The 22643-nt window shown below is 68.1% G+C and carries 28 protein-coding genes and 1 tRNA gene; 19 read left to right on the top strand and 10 right to left on the bottom strand.

Features of this window, described 5'->3' with window-relative positions; all coding sequences use genetic code 11:
- From ACT4N3_RS01130 to ACT4N3_RS01115, 4 genes are all read left to right on the top strand, one after another.
- On the top strand, positions 1 to 675 hold a 675-nt coding region (locus ACT4N3_RS01130), incomplete at its 5' end, for a hypothetical protein (protein WP_444853362.1).
- A gap of 400 nt (positions 676 to 1075) precedes the next feature.
- Positions 1076 to 2404: a DEAD/DEAH box helicase gene (locus ACT4N3_RS01125; protein WP_444853361.1), complete on the top strand. Its 1329-nt coding sequence runs from the start codon at positions 1076 to 1078 to the stop codon at positions 2402 to 2404.
- A gap of 258 nt (positions 2405 to 2662) precedes the next feature.
- Positions 2663 to 2869: a 30S ribosomal protein S21 gene (rpsU, locus tag ACT4N3_RS01120; protein ID WP_444853360.1), complete on the top strand. Its 207-nt coding sequence runs from the start codon at positions 2663 to 2665 to the stop codon at positions 2867 to 2869.
- A gap of 136 nt (positions 2870 to 3005) precedes the next feature.
- Positions 3006 to 3689 carry an FKBP-type peptidyl-prolyl cis-trans isomerase gene (locus ACT4N3_RS01115; RefSeq protein WP_444853359.1) on the top strand — a complete coding sequence of 228 codons (684 nt, stop codon included), beginning with the start codon at positions 3006 to 3008 and terminating at the stop codon, positions 3687 to 3689.
- Positions 3690 to 3692: 3 nt separating this feature from the next.
- Here the strand turns inward: ACT4N3_RS01115 and ACT4N3_RS01110 are convergent, their stop codons facing one another.
- From ACT4N3_RS01110 to pyrE, 5 genes are all read right to left on the bottom strand, one after another.
- Complete coding sequence (locus tag ACT4N3_RS01110) at positions 3693 to 4802, bottom strand: AI-2E family transporter (RefSeq protein WP_444853358.1); 1110 nt, start codon at positions 4800 to 4802, stop codon at positions 3693 to 3695.
- A gap of 10 nt (positions 4803 to 4812) precedes the next feature.
- Complete coding sequence (gene lepB, locus ACT4N3_RS01105; protein WP_444853364.1) at positions 4813 to 5733, bottom strand: signal peptidase I; 921 nt, start codon at positions 5731 to 5733, stop codon at positions 4813 to 4815.
- Positions 5734 to 5767: 34 nt separating this feature from the next.
- The gene (gene acpS, locus ACT4N3_RS01100) at positions 5768 to 6175 is read right to left on the bottom strand and encodes a holo-ACP synthase (RefSeq protein ID WP_444853357.1); all 408 of its coding nucleotides are present in this window, start codon (positions 6173 to 6175) and stop codon (positions 5768 to 5770) included.
- A 118-nt stretch (positions 6176 to 6293) separates the two neighbouring features.
- The gene (locus ACT4N3_RS01095) at positions 6294 to 7025 is read right to left on the bottom strand and encodes a pyridoxine 5'-phosphate synthase (RefSeq protein ID WP_444853356.1); all 732 of its coding nucleotides are present in this window, start codon (positions 7023 to 7025) and stop codon (positions 6294 to 6296) included.
- Positions 7022 to 7606 (bottom strand): orotate phosphoribosyltransferase, encoded by a 585-nt coding sequence (gene pyrE, locus ACT4N3_RS01090; protein WP_444853355.1) that lies wholly within the window; start codon positions 7604 to 7606, stop codon positions 7022 to 7024. The genes ACT4N3_RS01095 and pyrE overlap by 4 nt, the downstream gene beginning before the upstream one ends.
- A 170-nt stretch (positions 7607 to 7776) precedes the next feature.
- Between pyrE and coxB the strand changes: the two genes are divergently transcribed.
- The 11 genes from coxB to ACT4N3_RS01035 all read left to right on the top strand — a co-directional run bounded on the left by coxB (position 7777) and on the right by ACT4N3_RS01035 (position 16394).
- On the top strand, positions 7777 to 8814 hold the full coding sequence (coxB, locus tag ACT4N3_RS01085) for a cytochrome c oxidase subunit II (protein ID WP_444853354.1): 1038 nt from the start codon (positions 7777 to 7779) through the stop codon (positions 8812 to 8814).
- 12 nt (positions 8815 to 8826) lie between these two features.
- A complete protein-coding gene (ctaD, locus tag ACT4N3_RS01080; protein WP_444853353.1) occupies positions 8827 to 10518 on the top strand; it encodes a cytochrome c oxidase subunit I in 1692 nt (563 codons plus the stop codon).
- A 26-nt stretch (positions 10519 to 10544) separates the two neighbouring features.
- Positions 10545 to 11450: a heme o synthase gene (locus ACT4N3_RS01075; RefSeq protein WP_444853352.1), complete on the top strand. Its 906-nt coding sequence runs from the start codon at positions 10545 to 10547 to the stop codon at positions 11448 to 11450.
- Positions 11447 to 11575 (top strand): hypothetical protein, encoded by a 129-nt coding sequence (locus ACT4N3_RS01070; RefSeq protein WP_444853351.1) that lies wholly within the window; start codon positions 11447 to 11449, stop codon positions 11573 to 11575. The genes ACT4N3_RS01075 and ACT4N3_RS01070 overlap by 4 nt, the downstream gene beginning before the upstream one ends.
- On the top strand, positions 11572 to 12123 hold the full coding sequence (locus ACT4N3_RS01065; protein WP_444853350.1) for a cytochrome c oxidase assembly protein: 552 nt from the start codon (positions 11572 to 11574) through the stop codon (positions 12121 to 12123). The genes ACT4N3_RS01070 and ACT4N3_RS01065 overlap by 4 nt, the downstream gene beginning before the upstream one ends.
- 30 nt (positions 12124 to 12153) lie before the next feature.
- Positions 12154 to 12969, top strand: a complete 816-nt coding sequence (locus ACT4N3_RS01060) for a cytochrome c oxidase subunit 3 (RefSeq protein ID WP_444853349.1) — start codon at positions 12154 to 12156, stop codon at positions 12967 to 12969.
- Positions 12962 to 13360, top strand: coding sequence for a DUF983 domain-containing protein (locus ACT4N3_RS01055; RefSeq protein WP_444853363.1), 399 nt, complete (start codon positions 12962 to 12964; stop codon positions 13358 to 13360). Before ACT4N3_RS01060 ends, ACT4N3_RS01055 begins: the two co-directional genes overlap by 8 nt.
- Positions 13357 to 13977 carry an SURF1 family cytochrome oxidase biogenesis protein gene (locus ACT4N3_RS01050; protein WP_444853348.1) on the top strand — a complete coding sequence of 207 codons (621 nt, stop codon included), beginning with the start codon at positions 13357 to 13359 and terminating at the stop codon, positions 13975 to 13977. The genes ACT4N3_RS01055 and ACT4N3_RS01050 overlap by 4 nt, the downstream gene beginning before the upstream one ends.
- Before the next feature lie 24 nt (positions 13978 to 14001).
- Positions 14002 to 15225 carry a M16 family metallopeptidase gene (locus tag ACT4N3_RS01045; protein ID WP_444853347.1) on the top strand — a complete coding sequence of 408 codons (1224 nt, stop codon included), beginning with the start codon at positions 14002 to 14004 and terminating at the stop codon, positions 15223 to 15225.
- Positions 15222 to 16085 carry a class I SAM-dependent methyltransferase gene (locus ACT4N3_RS01040; protein WP_444853346.1) on the top strand — a complete coding sequence of 288 codons (864 nt, stop codon included), beginning with the start codon at positions 15222 to 15224 and terminating at the stop codon, positions 16083 to 16085. Before ACT4N3_RS01045 ends, ACT4N3_RS01040 begins: the two co-directional genes overlap by 4 nt.
- A gap of 66 nt (positions 16086 to 16151) precedes the next feature.
- Entirely contained in the window at positions 16152 to 16394 is a 243-nt protein-coding gene (locus tag ACT4N3_RS01035; RefSeq protein WP_444853345.1) for a hypothetical protein, read from the top strand.
- A 9-nt stretch (positions 16395 to 16403) separates the two neighbouring features.
- On the opposite strand, the gene ACT4N3_RS01030 is transcribed toward ACT4N3_RS01035, so the two are convergent.
- From ACT4N3_RS01030 to ACT4N3_RS01020, 3 genes are read right to left on the bottom strand one after another with little or no spacing between them, the layout of a single operon-like run.
- Entirely contained in the window at positions 16404 to 17045 is a 642-nt protein-coding gene (locus ACT4N3_RS01030; RefSeq protein WP_444853344.1) for a heme exporter protein CcmB, read from the bottom strand.
- Entirely contained in the window at positions 17042 to 17602 is a 561-nt protein-coding gene (gene ccmA / locus ACT4N3_RS01025; RefSeq protein WP_444853343.1) for a heme ABC exporter ATP-binding protein CcmA, read from the bottom strand. Before ccmA ends, ACT4N3_RS01030 begins: the two co-directional genes overlap by 4 nt.
- Positions 17599 to 18000, bottom strand: coding sequence for a metallopeptidase family protein (locus tag ACT4N3_RS01020; RefSeq protein WP_444853342.1), 402 nt, complete (start codon positions 17998 to 18000; stop codon positions 17599 to 17601). Before ACT4N3_RS01020 ends, ccmA begins: the two co-directional genes overlap by 4 nt.
- A 41-nt stretch (positions 18001 to 18041) precedes the next feature.
- Here ACT4N3_RS01020 and ACT4N3_RS01015 point away from each other — a divergent pair, with 41 nt between their 5' ends.
- The 3 genes from ACT4N3_RS01015 (at position 18042) to ACT4N3_RS01005 (ending at position 18822) form a co-directional block, all read left to right on the top strand.
- Positions 18042 to 18356, top strand: coding sequence for a 4a-hydroxytetrahydrobiopterin dehydratase (locus ACT4N3_RS01015; RefSeq protein ID WP_444853341.1), 315 nt, complete (start codon positions 18042 to 18044; stop codon positions 18354 to 18356).
- A gap of 23 nt (positions 18357 to 18379) precedes the next feature.
- Positions 18380 to 18470: transfer RNA gene (locus ACT4N3_RS01010), tRNA-Ser, on the top strand.
- 94 nt (positions 18471 to 18564) lie between these two features.
- Positions 18565 to 18822: a hypothetical protein gene (locus ACT4N3_RS01005; RefSeq protein WP_444853340.1), complete on the top strand. Its 258-nt coding sequence runs from the start codon at positions 18565 to 18567 to the stop codon at positions 18820 to 18822.
- Between the two features lie 292 nt (positions 18823 to 19114).
- Here the strand turns inward: ACT4N3_RS01005 and ACT4N3_RS01000 are convergent, their stop codons facing one another.
- Complete coding sequence (locus ACT4N3_RS01000; RefSeq protein ID WP_444853339.1) at positions 19115 to 20317, bottom strand: ammonium transporter; 1203 nt, start codon at positions 20315 to 20317, stop codon at positions 19115 to 19117.
- Between the two features lie 101 nt (positions 20318 to 20418).
- Positions 20419 to 20757 (bottom strand): P-II family nitrogen regulator, encoded by a 339-nt coding sequence (locus ACT4N3_RS00995; RefSeq protein ID WP_444853338.1) that lies wholly within the window; start codon positions 20755 to 20757, stop codon positions 20419 to 20421.
- A gap of 172 nt (positions 20758 to 20929) precedes the next feature.
- Between ACT4N3_RS00995 and ACT4N3_RS00990 the strand changes: the two genes are divergently transcribed.
- A partial coding sequence (locus ACT4N3_RS00990; protein ID WP_444853337.1) for a glutamate synthase central domain-containing protein occupies positions 20930 to 22643 on the top strand: 1714 nt, incomplete at its 3' end.

Genomic DNA, 22643 nt, shown 5'->3' with positions numbered 1-22643 from the left:
GACAGCGACACCGGCGTGGGCGCGGACCCCCCGGGCCGTGGTCGGGGCGGCGGACCGCGGCCCGGCGCGACCGGCGTCACCGATCGCGACCCGACCGATCCGGTCGGGCGTGGACGCGGCGGCACTGGCGTTACCGACAGGGATGCCGGAACGAACGCCGATCCTGTGGGCCGTGGACGCGGTGGCACCGGCGTGACCGACAGCGACACCGGCGCGAACGCCGATCCTGTGGGCCGCGGCCGAGGCGCCGGGGCGCCGGGTTCGCTGACCGACGAGCAGCGCCGGCGGCGTTGCCAGGAGGAAAACGAGGCATTGGGCGAGCTCATATTGCAATCCCAGCGGCCGGAGGGCTGGTCGGATGAGAGACTGGCCGAAATGCGGTCCGCCCTTGGCGAGATCAATGCCACGATCGCGCGGCTGGAAAGCGACTATGGCACCCAGCTACAGGGCTTAGGTTGGCGCCATCCGGCCGCCGTGGCCGCGAGAAATCAGATGCGTTATCTAATTCGCGGGTCCGGCGTGTCGCGTGATGCGACGCCTCCCGAGATGAGTTTTCAGATCGCGGAGCAAATCAGGCGGGCGGAAGCGGCGTCGGCGCGGCGTGCCGAGCTCCATCGTCAAATGGCGATGCGTCGCACCAATCTGCTCACGTTCGAATGTGATCGCTACCGATGAGGCGAGCGATTCGCTGACGACCTGGCGGGGAATCGTCAGCGCATGGCGGCTTCAGGCGATCAACGTCCACTATTCACCCAAAGCGGGCCGTTCATTGACTTTTAACTCCGGCTGCCCCACATGCTGCACCGCAGCGAGGCGTCATGCAGCGTGAATGGGCTCCGGCCCGGCTCCGCCTCGTTCTTTGAAAGAGCTTCCCTTTTCACGCGGGTCGTTCAGAACCCGCCGCGTTTGCGCGCGCCATTTGGGGGCAATCCATCTTCTTCCGTCATGCCAGCGAAGGCTGGCATCCATGCTGACTCCGTATGGACCCCAGCCTTCGCTGGGGTGACGATTGGAAAGGAGAGGATCGACTCTATCTGGCCGCGCTCGCGCCGCATAATGCGAGTTTAATATTCCAATGTCATTCCAAACCCTCGGGCTGTCGCAGCCCGTCCTCCAGGCGCTTGCGTTCAAGGGCTATAATGAGGCCACGCCGATCCAGACGCAGGCGATCCCGACGGTCCTCAAGGGCCGCGACCTGCTCGGCATCGCCCAGACCGGCACCGGCAAGACGGCGGCCTTCATGCTGCCGTCGATCGACCGCTTGGCGGCGGGCAACCGCCGCGCCTCGCAGCGCGCCTGCCGGATGCTCGTCCTCGCGCCGACCCGCGAGCTCGCCGGCCAGATCGCCGATTCGGCCCGCGCCTATGGCCAGTTCGCCGGCATGCGTGTCGCCACCGTCTTCGGCGGCACCTCGCTCGGCAAGAACCGCGCCGACGTGGCGCGCGGCGTCGACGTCCTCGTCGCCACGCCCGGCCGCCTGATCGACCTGGTCGAGCAAGGCGCGCTGACGCTCCGCGAGGTCGAGATCCTCGTCCTCGACGAGGCCGACCAGATGCTCGATTTGGGCTTCATCCATGCGCTGAAGCAGATCGTCCGGATGCTGCCGGCGAAGCGCCAGACCCTGTTCTTCTCGGCCACCATGCCCAAGGCGATCAAGGAGCTGGCCGACAAGTTCCTGACCGATCCGGCCCAGGTCTCGGTCGCCCCTTCCGCCACCACGGCGGAGCGGGTCGATCAATATGTCACCTTCTGCCAGTCGGCGGAGAAGCAAGCCCTGCTCACCATGATGCTGCGCCACGGCTTTTCCGAGCGCGGCAACATGGACCGCGTCCTCATCTTCACCCGCACCAAGCATGGCGCCGACCGGGTGGTGAAGCTGCTCGCCGGCAACGGCATCGTCTCGAACGCGATCCACGGCAACAAGAGCCAGCCGCAGCGCGAGCGCGCGCTGGCCGAGTTCAAGCATGGCCGGGCGAAGATCCTGGTCGCGACCGACATCGCGGCGCGCGGCATCGACGTTTCGGGCGTTTCGCACGTGATCAATTTCGAGCTGCCCAATGTGGCCGAGCAATATGTCCACCGCATCGGACGCACCGCGCGCGCGGGTGCGGCGGGCGTCGCCATCGCCTTCTGCGCCGATGACGAGAAGGCCTATCTGCGCGACATCGAGAAGCTGACCCGCCAGCGGATTACGCAAGAGCCGCTGCCGGCCAATTTCATGGCCGAGGCCCAGCGGATCAAGACGAGCCGCACCGCGCCGCCGCCGCCGACCCGCGAGGAGCGGCGCGAGGAGGAGCAGGGCCGCCGTCGTTTCGCGCCGCAGCGCGCCCATCGCGGCCAGGGCCGCTACGCCTCCCGGGTCAAGCCGATGGGCGACAGCCGCCGCCGGGCGTCGGGGCGGTAGCCTTCTCCCCTCCCTGCAAGGGAGGGGCCGGGGGTGGGTGCGCGAAGCGCGCTAAATCCCAAGAGCTGGAGCCGGGCATCGAGCCCGGCTCCAGCTGACCCAGCCCTAACCCCTCCCTGAGAGGGAGGGGAGATTTGGGAGAGGTGGTTGTCTTTCGAGGCGCGCGCTGCTAGGGGCGCGCGCTGACGCCGCAGGGGTGCCCCTCGCGGCGAATCTCATTTTGATGGCTTAGATGAACAGGAAGAGTGGCGAGCATTTATGCAAATCATGGTTCGCGATAACAATGTCGACCAGGCGCTGCGCGCGCTCAAGAAGAAGCTGCAGCGCGAGGGCGTCTATCGCGAGATGAAGCTGCGCCGCCATTACGAGAAGCCGAGCGAGAAGCGCGCCCGCGAGCGCGCCGCCGCGATCCGCCGCGCCCGCAAGCTGGAGCGCAAGCGGGCCGAGCGCGACGGCGTCCGGTAAGACTGGACGACAAGAGTTGGCATCCGAACCGGGCGGCGATAAATAATCAGATACAGGCTCCCCCGGAGCCTGTAGTTGCATCTGGGGGATGCAACGATCTGATTATTCGCCGCCCGTTTCGTATGAAGGATCGCTGATGTCCGTCACCGCCGTGCCGATCCGTCCCCTCGCCCGCGGCAGCGTGCTCAAGCTCTGGCTGGCGCTGATCGTTTTGTGCGTCGCCGGCGCGGCGCTCGCCTGGATCGGCACCGCGCCGCTGCAGATCGTCACCACCGCGACCGGCGTCCGCATCCAGACGCTGCGCGCCGGCACCGGCGCGACGATCACCCCCGCCGATCTGGTTGCGATGCGCTACCGGCTGACCAAGCTGGACGGGACGCAGATCGAGAATAGCGACGATATGGGCCAGCCCTTCGTCGCCAGCAGCGACCGGGTCTTCCCCGGCTTCGGCGAGGCGATGGCGATGATGCAGCAGGGCGGGCGCTACCGCATCTGGCTGCCGCCGGGCCAGCATGCGCCAGACCCGATCCCGCCCGGAACGCCTTTCGGCCGCGAGGACACGCTCGTCTTCGACGTGACCGTGCTCCAGGTCGCCGAGGGCATGGCGGCTATGCAGCGGATGATGGGGCCGCAGGGTGGCCAACCCGGCGCCGCGCCGCCGGGAGGCCTGCCCCCCGGCGCCGAGGGCGGGGGCTTGCCGCCGGGCGCGCTGCCGCCGGGGGCTGGGCCGCATGGCGAAGGCCTGCCGCCGGGCCTGGAAGGTGGGCCGCCCGCGCCAGAGCCTTCCGGCCGCCGCCGGCCGGGCGGCAACAGCCAGTAACGCTCAGGCGGGCGCCGGGCGTGGCGGCGGCGTTTCCGCTTCCGCCGCCGCTTCGTCGTCCACCGATTTCTGGTCGAGCGCCGCCTTGATCATCGCGACCAAGGGGTCGGCGAGCGCGAGGCCGATGATCCCGAACAAGGCGCCGAAGATGACCTGCGCGCCGAGGACCAGCGCCGGCGCGAGGTCGACCGTCTTCTTCGCCACATAGGGCACGATCAGATAGCCGTCGACGATCTGGACGATGACATAGACGGCGATCGCCCAGAGGCCGGTCTCGAAATTCACCGAGAAGCCGATCAGGATGATCAGCAGGCCGGAGACGATCGCGCCGATATTGGGGAGGAAGGCGAGGATGCCGGTGAGCAGGCCGAGCAAAGCCGCCATCGGCACGCCGCCCATGAGCAGCAGCAGCCAGGTGCCGACGCCCTCCACCGCCATGCCGAGCAGCCGGCCGGCCATCAGGTGCCTGAGCGTCTTCCCGACCCGGTCCGAGGTCCGGAAATAGCGGCCGCGGATGTCGCTCGGCAGCATCCAGGCGATGCCGCGCTCGTAGATCCGGGGCTCGACCGCGATGAACAGGCCGATGACGACGATCATGACGAGATTGGTGAGGCCGCCGAGCACGGAGGAGACGGCCGAGGTCAGCCGGCCCAGCGAGCTCATCGCCTGCTCGAACAATTGCTGCGGCTGGACGGTTTCGACGCCGAGGCCGTAGGTCGCGCCGAGCGCGAGCAGCCGGTTGATCTGGAGCGTGACGATGTCGCGCAGGCGGGCGAACTCGGCGGTCAGCTGGAAGCCGGCGAACCAGATCGTGCCGGCGATGAACGCCAGCGCCACGAGGCTGACGATCAGCAGCCGCCAGCCGCGGCCGATCGGCAGCACCCGGCCCAGGAGGCGCGTGCCGCCGTCGAGGATCGCGGCGAAGACGACGCCGCCGAAGATCAGCAGCAAAGGCTCGGCGAGGATGACCAGGGCCGCGACGCCGACCGCCATGCCGATCCAGACCGCCGCTTTCTTCATTTCGCGGCGGACGAAGGGGTCATTGAGTTCCGCGGGCCCGCGCTGGTCGAGCTGCTCCAGCTCGTCGGCGTCCAGGGCGTGTTCATCGCTCATCCGGCGTCGCTCACCGGCTGTTCCCGGGCGCTTGCGGCGGCGGACCTTCGTCCGGCCTGAGCGACGAGCCCGAGCGGCCGCCGCGCAGGGCGGTGAACCAGCTGATCGGGTTCCAGTAGGAGGAGGAGCCGTCGAGGCTGAAGGTGATGAATTCGGCCCGGCCGCCGATATTCTCCCACGGCACCGGCCCGCCCAGCCCGCGCTCGGGGAAGCCGGCGCGGAAGCGGCTGTCGGAGCTGTGGTCGCGATTGTCGCCCATCAGGAAGACATGCCCCTCCGGCACCGTCACGCGGGCGAAATCGTCGCCCTGCGAATGGCCGACGTCGATCGTGTCGTAGGACCGGCCGTTGGGCAAGGTCTCGCGGAAGACCGGCAGGCGGCAATACATCCGCCCGTCCTCGCCGCGCACGCGATAGTCGCCGAAGCTGTCCGGCTCGCACGGCGTGTTGGCGTCGATCGGGATCATCGTGCGCGGCCGCTCCTCGCGGCGCACCGCCTGCCCGTTCAGGTAGACATTGCCGTCGATCACCTCGATCGTGTCGCCCGGCAGGCCGATGACCCGCTTGATATAGTCGCTATTCTCGCCCGGCGGCGTGACGATGACGATATCGCCGCGCTCCGGCATCGCGCCCCACAGCCGGCCGCCCCAACGCGGCAGGATGTGGAAGCTTGGGGACACCCAGGACCAGCCATAGGGATATTTGGAGACGACCAGCCGGTCGCCGACGAGCAGCCCCGGCATCATCGATTCGGACGGGATGTAGAAAGGCTTGGCGATGAAGGAGTGAAAGCCGAGCACGGCGAGGATCAGCCAGAAGATCGCCTTGATCTCCCCCCACCAGTCGGTGCCCTCTTTCGTCGGCGCGGTCCCGGCGGACGCCGGGGCGCCGGCGGCCGGCTCCGCCGAGGCGGGCGCGGCCTCGCCGCTCATTTCGGCCGCGTTGGCGCGGTCGGGATCGGTCAACTCATTCACTCCCGGGCAAGGCCTCGATGATCACGACCGCCATGGCGAAGGGATGGTCGTCGGTCATCGTCAGATGGATGTGGGCGCGGTGGCCCGGCGGGACAAGCGCGTCAAGCCTCTCACGCGCGCCTCCGGTCAGCGCCAGCGTCGGTGCGCCGGAGGGCAGGTTCACGACGCCGATGTCCTTCATGAAGACGCCGCGCTTGAAGCCGGTGCCGACCGCCTTGGAAAAGGCCTCCTTGGCGGCGAAGCGCTTGGCGTAGGTGCCGGCCCGGGTGAAGGGGCGGCGCTGCGCCTTGGCCCGCTCGGTCTCGGTGAACACGCGCCTCTCGAACCGCTCGCCGAACCGGTCGAGCGAATTGGCGATCCGCTCGATGTTGCAGAGGTCGGAGCCGAGGCCGATGATCAAGGGAAGACCCTCACCCTACCCTCTCCCGCTTGCGGAAGAGGGTTAGAGCCGCGCCCGTTGCGAGCGCCGGCGCGCTCCTTCTCCCGCTTGCGGGAGAAGGTCGGGATGAGGGTCTTCTTCATCCCCGCGCCTCGTCCATGAGCGCCCGCATGCGGCGGACGCTGGCGTCGAGGCCGGTGAAGATCGCCTCGCCGACCAGGAAATGGCCGATATTGAGCTCGGCAATCTGCGGGATGGCGGCGATCGGCTGGACATTGTCGTAGGTGAGGCCGTGGCCGGCATGGGGCTCGATGCCGTTCTTTGTCGCCAGCGCGGCGGCGTCGGCGATACGCTGGAGCTCGGCCGTCTGCGCCTCGCCCTCGGCATGGGCGTAGCGGCCGGTGTGGAACTCGACGACCGGAGCGCCGAGCAGCAGCGCCGCTTCGATCTGGCGCGGATCGGGCTCGATGAAGAGCGAGACGCGAATGCCGGCGTCGGCGAGGCGCGAGATCAAAGGCTGCAGGTGATTGTGCTGGCCGAAGGCGTCGAGCCCGCCCTCGGTGGTGACCTCCTCGCGCCGCTCGGGGACGATGCAGGCGGCGTGCGGGCGGTGCCTGAGCGCGATCGCCAGCATCTCCTCGGTCGCCGCCATCTCCATGTTGAGCGGCAGCGCGATCGCGCCGATCAGATGGGCGATGTCCTCGTCGATGATGTGGCGCCGGTCCTCGCGCAGATGCGCGGTGATGCCGTCCGCGCCCGCTTCCTGGGCGATCATGGCGGCGCGGATCGGGTCCGGATAGGCGCCGCCGCGCGCGTTCCGGATCGTCGCGACATGGTCGATATTGACGCCGAGGCGGAGGTGCCCGGTCAAGCGCCGAGGCCCCGGCTGCCGGGCTTGACCGGCGGCAGCGCCGCGAGCTCGGGGGGCAGCTGATCGGCGGGATAGGCCGGCACGTCCAGCCGCGCGAGCGCGACCAGCGGCACGCCGATATCGGCCTGGCCGTTGGAGCGATCGACGAGGCAGGCCGCGCCGAGCAGCGTGCCGGGATGCCGGCGGATCGCCGCGATGCATTCGCGCGAGGAAAGGCCGGTCGTGACCATGTCCTCGACCATCACGATGCGTTCGTCCTGTCTGATCTCGAAATTGCGGCGCAGGCGGAACTCGCCCTCCTCCCGTTCGACGAAAATCGCCCGGCAGCCCAGCGCCCGCGCCGTCTCATAGCCGGGGATCACGCCGCCCATCGCCGGCGAGACGATCACGTCCACGTCGCCGAACCGTTCGCGGATCGTCTCGGCCAGCGCGCGGCACAGCCGTTCGGTCCGCACAGGGTCCTGGAACACGAGCATTTTCTGCAGAAACAGCGGCGAGCGCAGGCCGGAGGAAAGGATGAAATGCCCCTCCAGCAACGCCCCCGCGGCGCGGAACTCGCCCAGCACTTCCTCTTCGTTCATCGCCCTCGTCCCGCCGCCTCGCGCGTGTCGGCAAATAGGCGCGGGGGCAAAGCCCGGCAAGCGGCCACCAGCGGGGTTGAGGGACGCGTGCGGCCTGCCTATAAGCCGCGCCGACGCGTCTTTTCAGGGCGCGATTCAAGCCATTTGACGCGATGGCGACAGGGGTTTCGATGAAGATTTTTCTGAAGGCTTTCGCCATCGCCGCCGCCTTTGGTCTGGCGCCGGGCGCGGCGCTGGCGCAGGGCGCGGCGCCAGCCAACACGACGGCCGCCGCGCCGGCCGCCGCCGCGAACAGCGTTGCGCCCGCGGCCAATGCCGCGATGCCGGCCGCACCGCCGCAGGCCGCGCCGGCGCCGGGCATCGGCCAGCCCGACGGCCGCATGGGATTGCCCGACCAAGTGTCGCCGATCGGCGTGGAGGCCGCCCGGTTCAACGACCTCATCCTGACTCCCGTGATCGTGGCGATCTCGATCTTCGTCATGATCCTGCTTGCCTGGGTGATGTTCCGCTATCGCCGCGGCGCCAATCCGACGCCGTCGCGCAACAGCCACAATACGACGCTCGAGGTCGTCTGGACGCTGGTGCCGGTGGTGATCCTGGTGGTGATCGCGGTGCCCTCGATCCGGCTGCTGGCGAACCAATATTCGCCGCCCGCGGCCGATCTGACGCTCAAGGTCACCGGCAATCAGTGGAACTGGAGCTACGAATATCCCGACCATGGCGTCGAGTTCACCGCCAACATGCTGCCCGACGATCAGGCGCGGGCGCGGGGCGAGCCGAGGCAGCTCGCCACCGACAATCGCGTCGTCGTGCCCGTCGGCGCGGTGGTGAAGGTGCTGGTCACCTCCTCCGACGTCATCCACGCCTGGGGCGTCCCGGCCTTCTGGGTGAAGATGGACGCGGTGCCGGGGCGGATCAACGAGACCTGGTTCCGGGCGGATCGCGAGGGCGTCTATTATGGCGTCTGCTACGAGCTGTGCGGCGCACGGCACGGCTATATGCCGATCACCGTCGAGGTGGTGAGCCGCGAGCGCTTTGCCCAGTGGGTCGCCTCGCGCGGCGGGCACATGCCCGGCACGGCCGCCGCTGCCGCTCCCCAGCCGGCGGTGAGTGCGAACGAGGCGACGGCGGCGACCCCCGCGCCCTCCAATGTCGTGAATGCCGCGCAGCCTGCGGCCACCACCAATCAAGCTGCCACCCAGAATTAGGACGGCGACCCGATGACCGATACCACCGCAGACGCCGTCCATTTCGAAGGCGAGCATGCGCATGACGCGCATCATGACGCCGATCACAAGCCGGGCTTCTTCGCCCGCTGGTTCATGTCGACGAACCACAAGGATATCGGCACCCTCTATCTGATCTTCGCGGTCGTCGCCGGCATCATCGGCGGCGGCATTTCCGGGCTGATGCGCTGGGAGCTGGCCGAGCCGGGCATCCAGCATCTCGAGGCCTGGGCGGGGATGATGGCCGGCGGGCCGGTCGACGAGAACACCGCGCTCCACATGTGGAACGTGCTGATCAGCGCGCACGGCCTGATCATGGTGTTCTTCATGGTCATGCCGGCGATGATCGGCGGTTTCGGCAACTGGTTCGTGCCGCTGATGATCGGCGCGCCGGACATGGCCTTCCCGCGGATGAACAATATCAGCTTCTGGCTGCTGCCGCCGGCCTTCATCCTGCTGCTGGGCAGCTCGTTCGTGTCAGGCGGCTCGGGGCTGGGCGCCGGCGTCGGCTGGACGGTCTATGCGCCGCTGTCGACGATCGGCTCGCCGGGGCCGTCGGTGGACATGGCGATCTTCGCGCTCCACCTCGCCGGCGCCAGCTCGATCCTCGGCGCGATCAACTTCATCACCACGATCTTCAACATGCGCGCGCCGGGCATGACGCTGCACAAGATGCCGCTGTTCGTCTGGTCGATCCTGGTGACCGTGTTCCTGCTGCTGCTCGCGCTGCCGGTGCTCGCCGGCGCGATCACGATGCTGCTCACCGACCGTAACTTCAACACCCATTTCTTCGACGCGGCCGGCGGCGGCGATCCCGTGCTCTATCAGCATCTGTTCTGGTTCTTCGGCCACCCGGAGGTCTACATCATGATCGTGCCGGGCTTCGGCATGATCAGCCAGGTGATCGCGACCTTCAGCCGCAAGCCGGTCTTCGGCTATCTCGGCATGGCCTATGCGATGGTCGCGATCGGCGTGATCGGCTTCATCGTCTGGGCGCACCACATGTTCACCGTCGGAATGGACGTGAACACGAAGATGTACTTCACCGCCGCGACGATGGTGATCGCCGTGCCGACGGGCGTGAAGATCTTCTCCTGGATCGCGACCATGTGGGGCGGCTCCTTGAGCTTCGAAACGCCGATGATGTGGGCGCTGGGCTTCATCTTCATGTTCACGGTCGGCGGCGTCACCGGCGTCGTGCTGGCGAACGCGGGCGTCGATACGATCATGCACGACACCTATTATGTCGTCGCGCACTTCCACTATGTGCTGAGCCTCGGCGCGGTCTTCTCGCTGTTCGCCGGCTGGTATTACTGGTTCGGGAAGATGTGGGGCCGGCAGTATAACGAGGTGCTCGGCCAGCTCCACTTCTGGACCTTCTTCATCGGCGTCAACGTGCTGTTCTTCCCGATGCATTTCCTCGGGCTGGACGGGATGCAGCGCCGGGTGCCGGACTATACCGACCAGCTCGGCTATTATAACCAGATGGCCGGCTACGGTTATCTGATCATGCTGGCCGGCATGGGCTTTTTCTTCATCAACCTCTTCTGGTCGCTGTTCGCCGGCAAGAAGGCGCCGGACAATCAGTGGGGCGAGGGCGCGACGACGCTGGAATGGACCCTCAGCAGCCCGCCGCCCTTCCACCAGTTCGAGACGCTGCCGGTCATCGACGACACAAGGCATTGAGGCCACCGCGCCGGCGCGGGTGAGTTATGACGACCGAGACCATCGCCTATCGCCTGCCCGCCGACTGGCGGGACCTGCTGGCGCTGACCAAGCCCCGGGTGATGACGCTCGTCGTCTTCACAGGGCTGTGTGGCCTCGCGGTCGCCCCGGTGGCGATCCACCCTGTGCTCGCCTTCACCGCCGTGCTCTGCATCGCATCGGGTGCGGGCGCGGCGGCGGCGCTCAACCAATATTATGAGGCGGACATCGACGCGCTGATGAAGCGCACCGCCTCGCGGCCTCTGCCGGCGGGGCGGATGGAGCGCGAATCGGCGCTGCATTTCGGCGTCGGCCTCGCCTTCTTCTCCGTCCTGCTGATGGGGTTCGCGACCAACTGGCTGGCGGCGGCGATCCTCGCGGTCTCGATCCTGTTCTACGTCTTCGTCTACACGATCTGGCTGAAGCGGCGCACGCCGCAGAACATCGTCATCGGCGGCGCCGCCGGCGCCTTCCCGCCTTTGATCGGCTGGGCGGCGGCGACCGGCGACGTCGCGACCTTGCCCGTCCTGCTCTTCCTCCTCATCTTCCTGTGGACGCCGCCGCATTTCTGGGCGCTGGCACTGTTCGTGCGCACCGATTACGCCGCCGCCGGCGTGCCGATGCTGCCGGTGGTCGCCGGCCTCAGGGCGACGCGGCGGCAGATCGCGCTCTACACCTTGCCGATGATGGCGACGGCGATCGCGCCCTGGCCGCTGGGCCTCGCCGGCGCGCTCTACGGCGTCGCGGCGAGCCTGCTCAGCCTGGCCTTCATGGGTCTGGCGCTGCGCGTCCTTCTCAACAAGGCGACCGAGCCGGCGAGGATGAAGCCGGAGAAGAGCCTGTTCGCCTTTTCGATCCTCTATTTGTTCGCGATCTTCGGCGCGCTGGTGATCGACGTCTGGATGGCGGCATGAGCGATCCGCTGACCGAGGAGGTGCGCCGCCGCCAGCGGAGCCGCGCGATCCTGATGGCGATCGGCCTCTTCGGCTTCGTTATCCTGATCTATTTCATCACCATCGTCAGGATGGCGGGCCGGTGACGACGCTCGCCCGCCGCAACGGCCGCACCGCGGCGCTCGCGGCCATGCTCGTCGCGGCGATGGTCGGCCTGGCCTTCGCCAGCGTGCCGCTCTACCGGCTGTTCTGCCAGGTGACCGGCTTTGGCGGCACGACGCGGATGGCGGTCGGCGCGGAAGCGCCGGGCGCGGTCGGGCGGCTGGTTTCGGTCCGCTTCGACGGCAATGTCTCGCCGGCCCTGGGCTGGGAGTTCCGCCCCGTCGACACCACCCGCCGGGTCGCGATCGGGGCGCGCAACATCGCCCTTTTCCGCGCCCGCAACACCGGCCCGACCGCGATCACCGGCACCGCGACCTTCAATGTCTCGCCGAGCCAAGCCGGGCAATATTTCGTCAAGGTCCAGTGCTTCTGCTTCACCGAGCAGACGCTGCAGCCCGGGCAGGAGGTGAGCATGCCAGTGATCTTCTATGTCGACCCGGCGATCCTCAACGACCCGGACGCCCGCGACATCACCGAGATCACGCTCTCCTACACCTTTTACCCGGTTGAGCGGCCGGGACAGGGCAGTTAGAGCGACACGAGCTTAGACGGGGAACGCCACATGGCCGGAGCGAAGAACCACCAATATCATATCCTGCCGCCGGACATCTGGCCGCTCGTCGGCGCCATCTCGGCGCTGGCGCTGACCGGCGGCGCGGTGATGTGGTTCCACGGCCAGCCCGCGGGGCCTTATGTGATTCTTGCCGGCGCGCTCGGCGTGGCGCTGACCATGGCGAGCTGGTGGGCCAACGTCATCAAGGAGGCGCACCAGGGCGATCACACGCCGATCGTCCAGCTCCACCTGCGCTACGGCATGATCCTGTTCATCGCCTCGGAGGTGATGTTCTTCGTCGCCTGGTTCTGGGCCTGGTTCAATGCCTCGCTCTTCCCCGCGACGGTGGAGAGCGTCGGCGGCGTCTGGCCGCCCGAGGGCATGCACGTCATGGACCCGTTCGGCTGGCCGCTGCTGAACACCCTGATCCTGCTCTGCTCGGGCACCACCGTCACCTGGGCGCACCACGCGCTGATCCACGGCGACCGCAGGGGGCTGATCCAGGGGCTGTGGGCGACGATCATCCTCGGCCTGATCTTCACCAGCGTCCAGGGCTATGAATATTACCACGCGCCGTTCAGCTTCGGCGACAATATCTACACCTCGGCCTTCTTCATGGCGACCGGCTTCCACGGCTTCCACGTCATCGTCGGCACGATCTTCCTGATCGTCTGCCTGGCGCGTTCCTATGCGGGCCATTTCAAGCCGCAGCAGCATTTCGGCTTCGAGGCGGCGGCCTGGTACTGGCACTTCGTCGACGTCGTGTGGCTGTTCCTGTTCCTGTGCGTCTATGTCTGGGGCGGCTGGGGCGCGGAATATCACTGATCCTTCCCCTCCCGCGAGTGGGAGGGGAGAAGGGCCGCCTCCCGCCGCCGTCGCCCTTCGGGGCCTCTGTCCCCGCTGCGGCAGCCCGACTTTGTTCGACGGCATCGTCCGCTTCGCGCCGAAATGCCGTGCCTGCGGGCTCGACTTTTCGAGCTTCAACGTCGGCGACGGGCCGGCGGCGTTCCTGATCTTCATCGTCGGCGGCATCGTCACCGCGCTGGCGATCGCGGTCGAGCTGAGCCTCTCGCCGCCCTGGTGGCTGCATGTCCTGCTCTGGCTGCCGCTGACCGCGGCGTTGACGCTCGGCCTGCTTCGGATCGGCAAGGGCCTGCTGCTCGCGCTCGAATTCAGGCACCGTGCCCGCGAAGGCCGGCCGCGCGAGGACCGATGAGACGCCCGCCGCTCATCCCGACGCTCGTCGTCGCCGGTGCCGTCGCGGTGATGATCGGCCTCGGAATCTGGCAGCTCGAACGCGCGGCGTGGAAGGAACGGCTGCTGGCCGACTATGCCGCCGCCGCGGCGCTGCCGGCGCTCGATCTCGATCCGCTGCTGACCCGCGACGCGCCGGTGCCGCCGCTCGCCTTCCGCCGGGCGCTGGTCAGCTGCCGGAGCGAGGCGCTTGCGCCGGTCCTGCGCGGCGGGCGGAGCCGGGCGGGACAAAGCGGCTATGTCTCTCTCGTCCCCTGTCGGCCGGGCGCGAGCGGCCTGGCCGGACGCTTGCTGGTCAATGCCGGCTGGAGCGCGCTGCCGGATCAGGATCGCCGCCTGTCGCTGGGCGGGATCGTCGCCGGGACGTTGGGCGCGGACCTGCCCGGCGAGCCGCTGATCCTCACCGCCGCGACACCCGCGCCGCCGCTGGCCGCGAGCGCCCCGGCGAGCATCGAGGACGTGCCCAACAACCACCGCCTCTATGCCGCGCAATGGTTCTTCTTCGCCGGCCTCGCGGTTTTGATCTACGTCCTCGCGCTGCGCCGCCGCCGGGCGCCGTCCTTGCCGCCCGAGCCCTGAGCGCTTAAACGCCCGCCTCCCATGATGCGCCTCACCATCCTCGACAACGGCCTCAAGGTCGCCAGCCGCTCGATGCCCGGCTTCGAGACGGTCGCGGTCGGCCTCTATGCCGATGTCGGCTCGCGGCACGAGCCGGCGCATCTCAACGGCATCGCGCACCTTTACGAGCATATGGTGTTCAAGGGCGCGGGCTCGCGCACCGCGCGCGAGCTCAACGAGGCGGTCGAGGATGTCGGCGGCGACCTCAACGCGTCGACCGACCGCGAGGGGACGAACTTCACCGCCTCCCTGCTCGCCGAGCATCTGCCGCTCGGCATCGAGCTCATTTCCGACATGATCCTGCGGCCGCATTTCCGGGCCGAGGATCTGGCCCGCGAGAAGGAGGTCGTGCTGCAGGAGCTGGGCGAGGCCCGAGACACCCCCTCCGACATCATCTTCGACGATCTCTGGGCAACCTGCTGGCCGGACCAGCCGCTCGGCCGCTCGGTGCTCGGCGGCGAGGCCAGCATCGCGGCGATCGTCACTGACGATCTGCATGGCTGGCGGAAGGAGCGCTACCGCGCCGGCAGCCTCTGCCTGGTCGCCGCCGGCAAGGTCGATCACGACGAACTGGTGCGGCTGGCCGAGGCGCGATTCGGGGAGCTGCCCGCAGGGACGCTGGCACCGGCCGAACCCGCCCGCTTCGTCGGCGGCCGTCGGGTCAGCCGGCCGCGCGCCGATCAGGCCCATCTCGCCGCCGCCTATCGCGCGCCCGGCGTCCACGATCCCGATTTCTACGCCGCGCGGCTGTTCAGCGACATCACCGGCGCGGGCGCGTCGTCGCGGCTGTTCCACGCGGTGCGCGAGGAGCGCGGCCTCGCTTATTCGGTCTGGGCGGCGCTCCAGCCCTATCGCGAGGACGGGCTGTTCTATTTCTACGCAGCGACCGCGCGGCGCGAGGCCGCCGCCGCGGCGGCCCTGATCGCCGAGACCGTGGCCGAGACCGCCGAGACCGCGACCCAGCGCGAGCTCGATCGGGCCAAGGCGCAGATGAAGGCCGGCATGCTGATGGCGCTGGAAAGCGCCTGGGGCCAGGCGAGCTATGTCGCCCGCCAGCTGGCCCTGTTCGGCGAGCTTGCCGAGCCGGCCGCGATGGTCGCGCGGATCGAGGCGGTGACGCTGGACGAGGTCCGCGCCGCCGGAGCGAAGATTCTCGCCGGGCCGCGCGCCAGCGCGACGATCGGCATTTCCGCCGTGAAGGCCGCGTGAATCTCGACACTTTGATCGCCGAGCCCTGGGCCGATTACGGCCTCGTCGATTCCGGCCATGGCCGCAAGCTCGAACGCTACGGCCTTTACCGGTTCATCCGCCCCGAGCCGCAGGCGATGTGGGCGCCGGCCTCGGCCGACTGGGACGCGCACGGCGAGTTCGTGCCCGGCTCCGATGAAGAGGGCGGCGGCAGATGGCGCTTCGACAAGCCGGTGCCGCGCGAAGGATGGGAGCTGGGCTGGGAGGAGGTTCGCTTCCGCGCCCAATGCACGCCGTTCCGCCACCTTGCTTTCTTCCCGGACATGGCGCCGCAATGGGCCTGGATGCGGGAGCGGCTGGGCGAGGGCAGCGAGGCGCTGAACCTGTTCGGCTATACCGGCGTCGGCACGCTGGCGATGGCGGCCAAGGGCGCGAAGCTCACCCATGTCGATGCGTCGAAGAAGTCTGTCGAGCAGGGCAAGGCCAATGCCGCGCTCTCCGGCATGACGGAGCGGCCGATCCGCTGGTTGGTCGATGATGCGGCGAAGTTCACCGCGCGCGAGGTGCGGCGCGGGCGGCGCTATGACGGCATCATCCTCGATCCGCCCAAGTTCGGCCGTGGGCCCGAAGGCGAGGTCTGGCGACTGGAGGAGGGACTGCCCGGTCTGATCGCCGATTGCCGCAAGCTGCTCGACGCCGACAGCCATTTCCTCGTGCTGACCGTCTACGCGGTGCGGATGACGGCGCTGGCGATCGGCGAATTGCTGAAGCAGGCGCTCGGCGATCTCGGCGGTAAGATCGAATGCGGCGACATGGCGGTGCGCGAGGAAGCGCGCGGGCTGCTGCTGCCGACTGCGATCTTCGCGAGGTGGAGCCGATAGCGGCAGGTTGCGCGCGCCGGAGCCGTGTCGGATAAGTAGGCTCGGCCGTTCGGAGGACGCGCAAGGATGTGGTGGAAGCTGAGCGCTCTCGCGGCGGCCACGATCGTCGCAATCACCTTGATCATTCCGATCAGAAGCCGCGCCGTGAAATATGACATCGTGCCGGGCGAAGGGTCGCCACCGCCGTCGGGATTTTCGCTGCGGCAGATGGTCGAGAACATGTATTTGACACCGGGCACGGTCATTCTGATCGCGATCGTTCTGTCCGTCGCGGGCGCCATCGCATTCAGGATCATCCGCGCCGCCTAGCGGAATGCATCAGTCGCGTCCCGCCCTGATCGCGGCGCCGGCCGCGAAAGGAGCGCCGGCGACGAGGAGTAGCGATACGGCGCCCAGCCAGTAGAGTGCGCCACTATCGCCGCCCCGCTCGACATAGCCCGCGCCGAAGATCAACAGCGGCACGGCGAGCGGCAGCATCAGCAGGCCGGCGAGCGCGCCCGAGCGGCGCAGGCTGGCGGTCAACGCGGCGACGCCGAGGGTGAGCGCGGCGAGGCCCGGAGTTCCGATGGCGAGGCCGATCTCCAACCGAAACAGCACGTCCGCGGGCAGCTTCAGCAAAGCGCTCGCCGGCAGCGCGGCGAGCATCAGCGGCGGTCCGAAGCTCAGCCAGTGGCCGGCAAGCTTGGCGAGCGCGACCGCCTCCTCACTAATCCCGCGCAGGGCCAGCTGGTCGAGCACGCCCGAAGACTGATCCGGCGCGACCAGCCGGTCGATCGGCAGTAGGGCCGCAAGCAGAGCCGCCATCCACAGCGCCCCTCCGCCCGTCCGCGCCAGCAGCGGCCCGTCCGGCCCGACCGCGAACGGGAAGAGCGTTGCCACGAGCAGGAAGAAGACGAGCGGCAATGCCGCCGCGCCGCTGGTCGCGGCAAGCCTCAGCTCGCGGGCGATCAGCGCGCTCATCCGAGCGCCACCGTCTTTGCGTCGGCAAGGTCGAGCGGCTGGTGGGTCGCGGCGAGGATCGCGCCGCCCGCCGCCCGATGTTCCGCCATCGCCGCGGCCAGCCGCTCCTGCCCATCCGCGTCGAGGCCATTGGCGGGCTCGTCGAGCAGCCAGAGCGGAGCGCCGCTGGCGATCACCCGCGCCAGCGCCGCGCGCTTCCGCTGGCCGGTGGAGAGAATTCGCACCGGCGCATCGCACAGATGGCCCAAGCCCATGGCGAGGATGGCGCTGCGCGGGCCGCGACCCTCGAGCCGCGCCCAGAATTCGAGCGCTGTCTTGAGGGTGCGACGCTCATCGAGCGCGAGCTTGTCGTCTGCGAGCGCCGTCGGGGCACTCTCGACCGACCCCGACGCCGGCTCCAGCAGCCCCGCCACAAGCCGGAGCAGGCTGGACTTGCCGACCCCGTTGGGCCCGGTCGCAACCGCCGCCTCGCCCGGCGCGAGGCTCAGGCTCAGCCCCTCGAACAGCAGCCGCCCGCCCCGCCGGCAGGCGATCTTGTCGAGCCGGAGCAGGTTCAAGACGCCTGCTCCTCGATGGCGTGCATCTCGGCGTCGGAGAGGCCGAAATGGTGGCCGACTTCATGGACGATGACATGGGTGATCAGCGCCTCGAGGGTCACGCCGGTATCGACCCATTCGTCGAGCAGCGGCCGGCGGTAGAGATGGATCATCGGCCGCATCTCGCCCGACGCCAGGCTCGATTCCTCGCGCATCGAGCGGCCGGAATAGAGGCCGGTCAACTCGAACGGGTCCTCAATGCCCAACGCGCCGAGCGTCTCCTCGTCGGCGAAGTCCTCGATCCGGACGACGACGCCGTCGAGATGGCGGCGGAAGCGTTCGGGGAGCGCGGCGACCGCGGCGTCGGCGAGCCGCTCGATCGCCGCCGCATCGGGCGCCAGGGTTTGACCGCCGCTCATCCTCCGGCTCATAGGAAAGCGAAGGCTCGGGAGGAAGGGCGATGGCGGTGCTTACAGAAGCGGAGCGGGATGCGGCGTTGGCGGCGCTGCCCGGCTGGAGCTACGACGCGCCAAGAAACGGCATCGCCCGGTTGTTCCGCTTCGCCGATTTCAACGCGGCTTTCGGCTTCATGACCCGGGTCGCGCTGGCAGCCGAACGGGCGGACCATCATCCGGACTGGTCAAACGTCTGGAACCGCGTCGACATCCTGCTGTCGACCCACAGCGCTGGCGGCGTCACCGAAAAGGACATCGCCTTGGCCCGCGCGATCGACCGCCTCGCCGCTCCGCTTGCCGAACGGGATTCCGGCGACTAGATCGCCCTTCTTCCAGAGCATGCGGAGCGGTGGCCGAGTGGTCGAAGGCGCTCGCCTGGAAAGTGAGTATACGGCAAAACCGTATCGAGGGTTCGAATCCCTCCCGCTCCGCCAGCTAGTCTCCACTCACAGCGATTGCTCCCCGGGCTGACTCGAATTTCGCGCAGTTCTGCGCCCTTTGCATCGAGCAACGGTACCGCGGAGAGCGATGTCGAAGCGTCGAATCTTAAATTATTGCCGCTTTTCTCCGGCCGCCCACGGACAGCTCCTCCTGCCGCCCGATGCGCCATGGCTGAGCGAGTTCAAGGCAGAGGTGCTGGCGTTCCCCAATGGCCGGTTCACCGGTCAGGTCGACGCGCTCGGTCAGCTGATGATCTGGGTGCGGGCAAAGTACGCGACCCCCGCCGTCGTCAACGCGGGCCCGGAGGTGTTCTATGGCGATGGCCAAGGTGGGGTTACTGGGTGACCCCAGATGATCCGCTCCCGCCTCGTGCGTTGCGGCCGGGCCACGATCCGTGGCTCGACTACTAGCGGACATTGGCCGCCGAGCGCGGACTGTCCCGAAGATTTTCCGGGACGATGGAGTGGTGTTCTCGCTAGCCCTCGCCCTACGCTCCGCGATCGTCAGCATGGACGTCCGTTCATAGCCCAGCTCTTCGAACGCCTTCGCCGCGACTCGCACGATTTCGCGTCGCTTCGCCGCGCGGCGAAGCCCGTCGCTGGGCGAGGACAAAAAAATCGGACCTGACGGCGCAAACCTAAAGATTGTACGCGCGCTCGCCGTGATCGGTGATGTCGAGTCCTTCACGCTCGGCGTCGGGAGCGACCCTCAGGCCGATGGAATATCTGACCAGTGCCCAGACGATCGCCGACCCGACTGCCGACCAGAGGATTGCGACCGCGACCGCTTGCCCCTGGATCACGGTCTGGGACGCAATCGAATAATCCGCAGGCCGGAACCCGCCGAGGAGCGGTGAGGACGCAACCCCCGTCCCGAGCGAGCCGATGATGCCGCCGACGCCGTGGATACCGAAGACGTCGAGGCTATCGTCAAGCTTCAACTGGTGCTTGATCCGGCCGACGAACCAGTAGCAGCCCAGCGCCGCGACCGCGCCGAGGACGGCAGCCCCCAGGACACCCGACGTGCCTGCCGCGGGCGTGATGGCCACCAGCCCGGCAACCGCCCCCGACGCGCCGCCCAGCAGCGAGGCCTTGCCGGAGAAAATGCGCTCAGCTCCGAGCCAGGCGAGCATCGCCGACGCCGGCGCGACGAAGGTGTTGATCATCGCGATGGCCGCGCCGCCGGTCGCCTCCAAATTGGAGCCGGCGTTGAAGCCGAACCAGCCGACCCAGAGCAGCCCTGCGCCGATCAGGGTGAGGCTCAACGAATGGGGCGGGGTCGCCTCCTTCAGGAAGCCGATCCTCTTGCCCGCGAAGAACACGCCGACGAGGCCAGCGATGCCGGAATTGATGTGGACGACAGTGCCGCCCGCGAAATCGAGCGCGCCCCAGCCGTAGATCAGCCCGTCCGTTGCCCAGACCATATGGGCAATCGGCGCGTAGACGATGGTGAGCCAGAGCGCCGAGAATAGCAGGATGGCGCTGAACTTCACGCGTTCGGCAAGCGCGCCGATGACCAACGCGGCGGTGATCGCAGCGAAGGTCATCTGGAAGCAGACAAAAACCAGCTCTGGGATGCCGACGCCGGCGGTGAAGGTCGCGCTCGCGCTTTGGCCGGTAATGCCACTCAGGAAGGCTTTGGACATGCCGCCGGCGAAAGGGCCGCCGGCGTCGAAGGCGAGGCTGTAGCCCCATCCGACCCAGACCAGGATTGCGACGGCGGTGACACCAAGCACCTGGGTCAGGATCGAGAGAACGTTTTTCGCCCGGACGAGGCCGCCGTAGAACAGCGCCAGGCCCGGCACGATCATCAACAGAACGAGCAGGGTCGAGACCAGCATCCAGGCGGTGTCGCCCTTGTCGACGGTCAGCGCAGGTGCCGTCGCATTGGCCCAGGCGGACGACGGCGCGAACAAGGCCAGGAGAGCCAGAAAATATCGGATCACAGCGCAAGGTCTCCCGTCTCTCCGGTCCTGATCCGCATCGCCTGCTCCAGATCGAGGACGAACAGCTTCCCGTCACCGATCGAGCTGGTGCTCGCCGTCTGCTGGATGGTTTCGAGGACGGCCGGGACGAGATCGGCCGCGATCGCGATGTCGAGCCGGACCTTGGGCACGAAGGCGGTGGTATATTCGGCGCCGCGATAGATTTCGGTCTGGCCGCGCTGGCGGCCGAAGCCACGAACTTCGCAGATCGTCATGCCCTGCACGCCGATCGCGGCCAGCGCGTCGCGGACCTCCTCCAGCTTGTAGGGTTTGATGATTGCGATGATCAGCTTCATGCCACCCCGATGTCGCTGCGCGGGGCGAATGGTCGCGCGGATTGTTGCGGTGCGTCAATCGGAGCGTGAAGATTTCACGGCCCGCATTCTCTCTGACGGCGGGCTTGTGCGATTACTGCGAATCAGGCACTCTCGCTGCACCGCAACATGATGCGGGCGACGGGAGAGCGCCGTGCGGGCACCGCCGCGACAGGGTCTCTATGATCCTGCCTTCGAGCGGGATGCCTGCGGCATGGGCTTCGTCGCCCATGTGAAGGGAAAGCGCTCGAACGCGATCATCGCGCAGGGCTTGCAAATCCTCGCCAGTCTCGATCACCGCGGCGGTGTGGGGGCGGACCCGACGCTTGGCGATGGCGCTGGCTGCCTGATCCAGATGCCCGACTCATTGTTCCGCGCCTGGGCGGAGGAGGAGGGGCGCAGCCTCCCTCCTGCCGGCGACTATGCGGTCGCGATGTGCTTCCTGCCGCGCGACGAACCGAGCCGGGCGGCAGCGATCGAACGCCTCGAACGGTTCGTGCTGGTCGAGGGGCAATTGCTGGTCGGCTGGCGCGACGTGCCGGTGGATGTGTCTCAGCTCGGTGCATCGGCGCAGGCGGCGATGCCCGTAATCGCGCAGGCCGTGGTCGCACGCGGGACCGGCACCCCCGATCAGGATGCGTTCGAGCGGAAGCTCCTCGCGATCCGCAAACAGATCCTGAACCCCCTGGAAAGCGAGGGGAAGCGGCGAGGACTGGCGGGGCTCGCCGATTTCTACATCGCCTCCTTCTCCAGCAGGACTTTGGTTTACAAGGGCATGCTGCTCGCCCACCAGGTCGGCGACTTTTACCGCGACCTTGCCGATCCGCTGACGACCTCGGCCCTGGCGATGGTTCACCAGCGCTTCTCGACCAACACCTTCCCGAGCTGGCGGCTGGCGCATCCCTATCGGTTCATCGCGCACAATGGCGAGATCAACACGCTGCGCGGCAATGTGAACTGGATGAACGCGCGGCGGCGAACGCTGGAGTCGCCCTTGTTGGGCGCGAGCCTCGACAAGATGTGGCCGATCATCCCGCACGGCCAGTCGGACACCGCCTGCCTCGACAACGCGCTCGAGCTGCTGCTCGCCGGCGGCTATTCGCTGCCGCACGCGGTGATGCTGCTCATCCCCGAGGCCTGGTCCGACACGCGGATGGAGCCGAAACGGCGCGCCTTCTACGAATATCATGCCGCCTTGATGGAGCCGTGGGACGGCCCGGCGGCGATCGCCTTCACCGATGGGCGGCAGATCGGTGCGACGCTCGACCGCAACGGGCTTCGCCCCGCCCGCTTCTGCGTCACCGACGACGATCTCGTTGTCATGGCATCGGAAAGCGGCGTGCTGCCGATCCCGGATGAGAAGATCGTCCGCAAATGGCGACTTCAGCCCGGCAGGATGCTGCTCATCGATCTGGAAGAAGGCCGGATCGTCGAGGACGAAGAGATCAAGGCGCGGCTCGCCGAGGCGGAGCCCTATGCCGAATGGCTGGCGGCGACACAGTTCGACCTCAAGGACTTGCCGCCAGGCTGCAACCCGCTCCGCCGCCCGCCCGACGACGACGTCTTCCGCCGCACCCAGATCAGCTTCGGCTACACGGACGAGGATCTGAAATTCTTCCTCGGGCCGATGGCGGCTAGCGCCGACGATCCGGTCGGATCGATGGGGACGGACACGCCGCTCGCCGTGCTCTCGGACCGGCCGCGGCTGCTCTACGACTATTTCAAGCAGAACTTCGCGCAGGTCACCAATCCGCCGATCGATCCTATTCGCGAGAGCCTGGTGATGAGCCTGGTCTCGATGATCGGGCCGCGGCCCAACCTGCTGGGCCATAACGCCGGCAACCACAAAAGGCTCGAGGTCTCGCAGC

It is taken from the genome of Sphingosinicella sp., assembly GCF_052388015.1.
Classification (GTDB): Bacteria; Pseudomonadota; Alphaproteobacteria; order Sphingomonadales; family Sphingomonadaceae; genus Allosphingosinicella.
This window is presented reverse-complemented; position numbering and strand designations above follow the sequence as displayed.

Coding starts and splice junctions, on each gene's coding strand:
- ACT4N3_RS01125 (WP_444853361.1), top strand. CDS start 1,076: ATGTCATTCCAAACCCTCGGGCTGTCGCAGCCCGTCCTCCAGGCGCTT.
- rpsU (WP_444853360.1), top strand. CDS start 2,663: ATGCAAATCATGGTTCGCGATAACAATGTCGACCAGGCGCTGCGCGCG.
- ACT4N3_RS01115 (WP_444853359.1), top strand. CDS start 3,006: ATGTCCGTCACCGCCGTGCCGATCCGTCCCCTCGCCCGCGGCAGCGTG.
- ACT4N3_RS01110 (WP_444853358.1), bottom strand. CDS start 4,802: ATGAGCGATGAACACGCCCTGGACGCCGACGAGCTGGAGCAGCTCGAC.
- lepB (WP_444853364.1), bottom strand. CDS start 5,733: ATGAGCGGCGAGGCCGCGCCCGCCTCGGCGGAGCCGGCCGCCGGCGCC.
- pyrE (WP_444853355.1), bottom strand. CDS start 7,606: ATGAACGAAGAGGAAGTGCTGGGCGAGTTCCGCGCCGCGGGGGCGTTG.
- coxB (WP_444853354.1), top strand. CDS start 7,777: ATGAAGATTTTTCTGAAGGCTTTCGCCATCGCCGCCGCCTTTGGTCTG.
- ctaD (WP_444853353.1), top strand. CDS start 8,827: ATGACCGATACCACCGCAGACGCCGTCCATTTCGAAGGCGAGCATGCG.
- ACT4N3_RS01075 (WP_444853352.1), top strand. CDS start 10,545: ATGACGACCGAGACCATCGCCTATCGCCTGCCCGCCGACTGGCGGGAC.
- ACT4N3_RS01070 (WP_444853351.1), top strand. CDS start 11,447: ATGAGCGATCCGCTGACCGAGGAGGTGCGCCGCCGCCAGCGGAGCCGC.
- ACT4N3_RS01060 (WP_444853349.1), top strand. CDS start 12,154: ATGGCCGGAGCGAAGAACCACCAATATCATATCCTGCCGCCGGACATC.
- ACT4N3_RS01050 (WP_444853348.1), top strand. CDS start 13,357: ATGAGACGCCCGCCGCTCATCCCGACGCTCGTCGTCGCCGGTGCCGTC.
- ACT4N3_RS01045 (WP_444853347.1), top strand. CDS start 14,002: ATGCGCCTCACCATCCTCGACAACGGCCTCAAGGTCGCCAGCCGCTCG.
- ACT4N3_RS01035 (WP_444853345.1), top strand. CDS start 16,152: ATGTGGTGGAAGCTGAGCGCTCTCGCGGCGGCCACGATCGTCGCAATC.
- ACT4N3_RS01030 (WP_444853344.1), bottom strand. CDS start 17,045: ATGAGCGCGCTGATCGCCCGCGAGCTGAGGCTTGCCGCGACCAGCGGC.
- ACT4N3_RS01020 (WP_444853342.1), bottom strand. CDS start 18,000: ATGAGCGGCGGTCAAACCCTGGCGCCCGATGCGGCGGCGATCGAGCGG.
- ACT4N3_RS01015 (WP_444853341.1), top strand. CDS start 18,042: ATGGCGGTGCTTACAGAAGCGGAGCGGGATGCGGCGTTGGCGGCGCTG.
- ACT4N3_RS01005 (WP_444853340.1), top strand. CDS start 18,565: ATGTCGAAGCGTCGAATCTTAAATTATTGCCGCTTTTCTCCGGCCGCC.
- ACT4N3_RS01000 (WP_444853339.1), bottom strand. CDS start 20,317: ATGCTGGTCTCGACCCTGCTCGTTCTGTTGATGATCGTGCCGGGCCTG.
- ACT4N3_RS00995 (WP_444853338.1), bottom strand. CDS start 20,757: ATGAAGCTGATCATCGCAATCATCAAACCCTACAAGCTGGAGGAGGTC.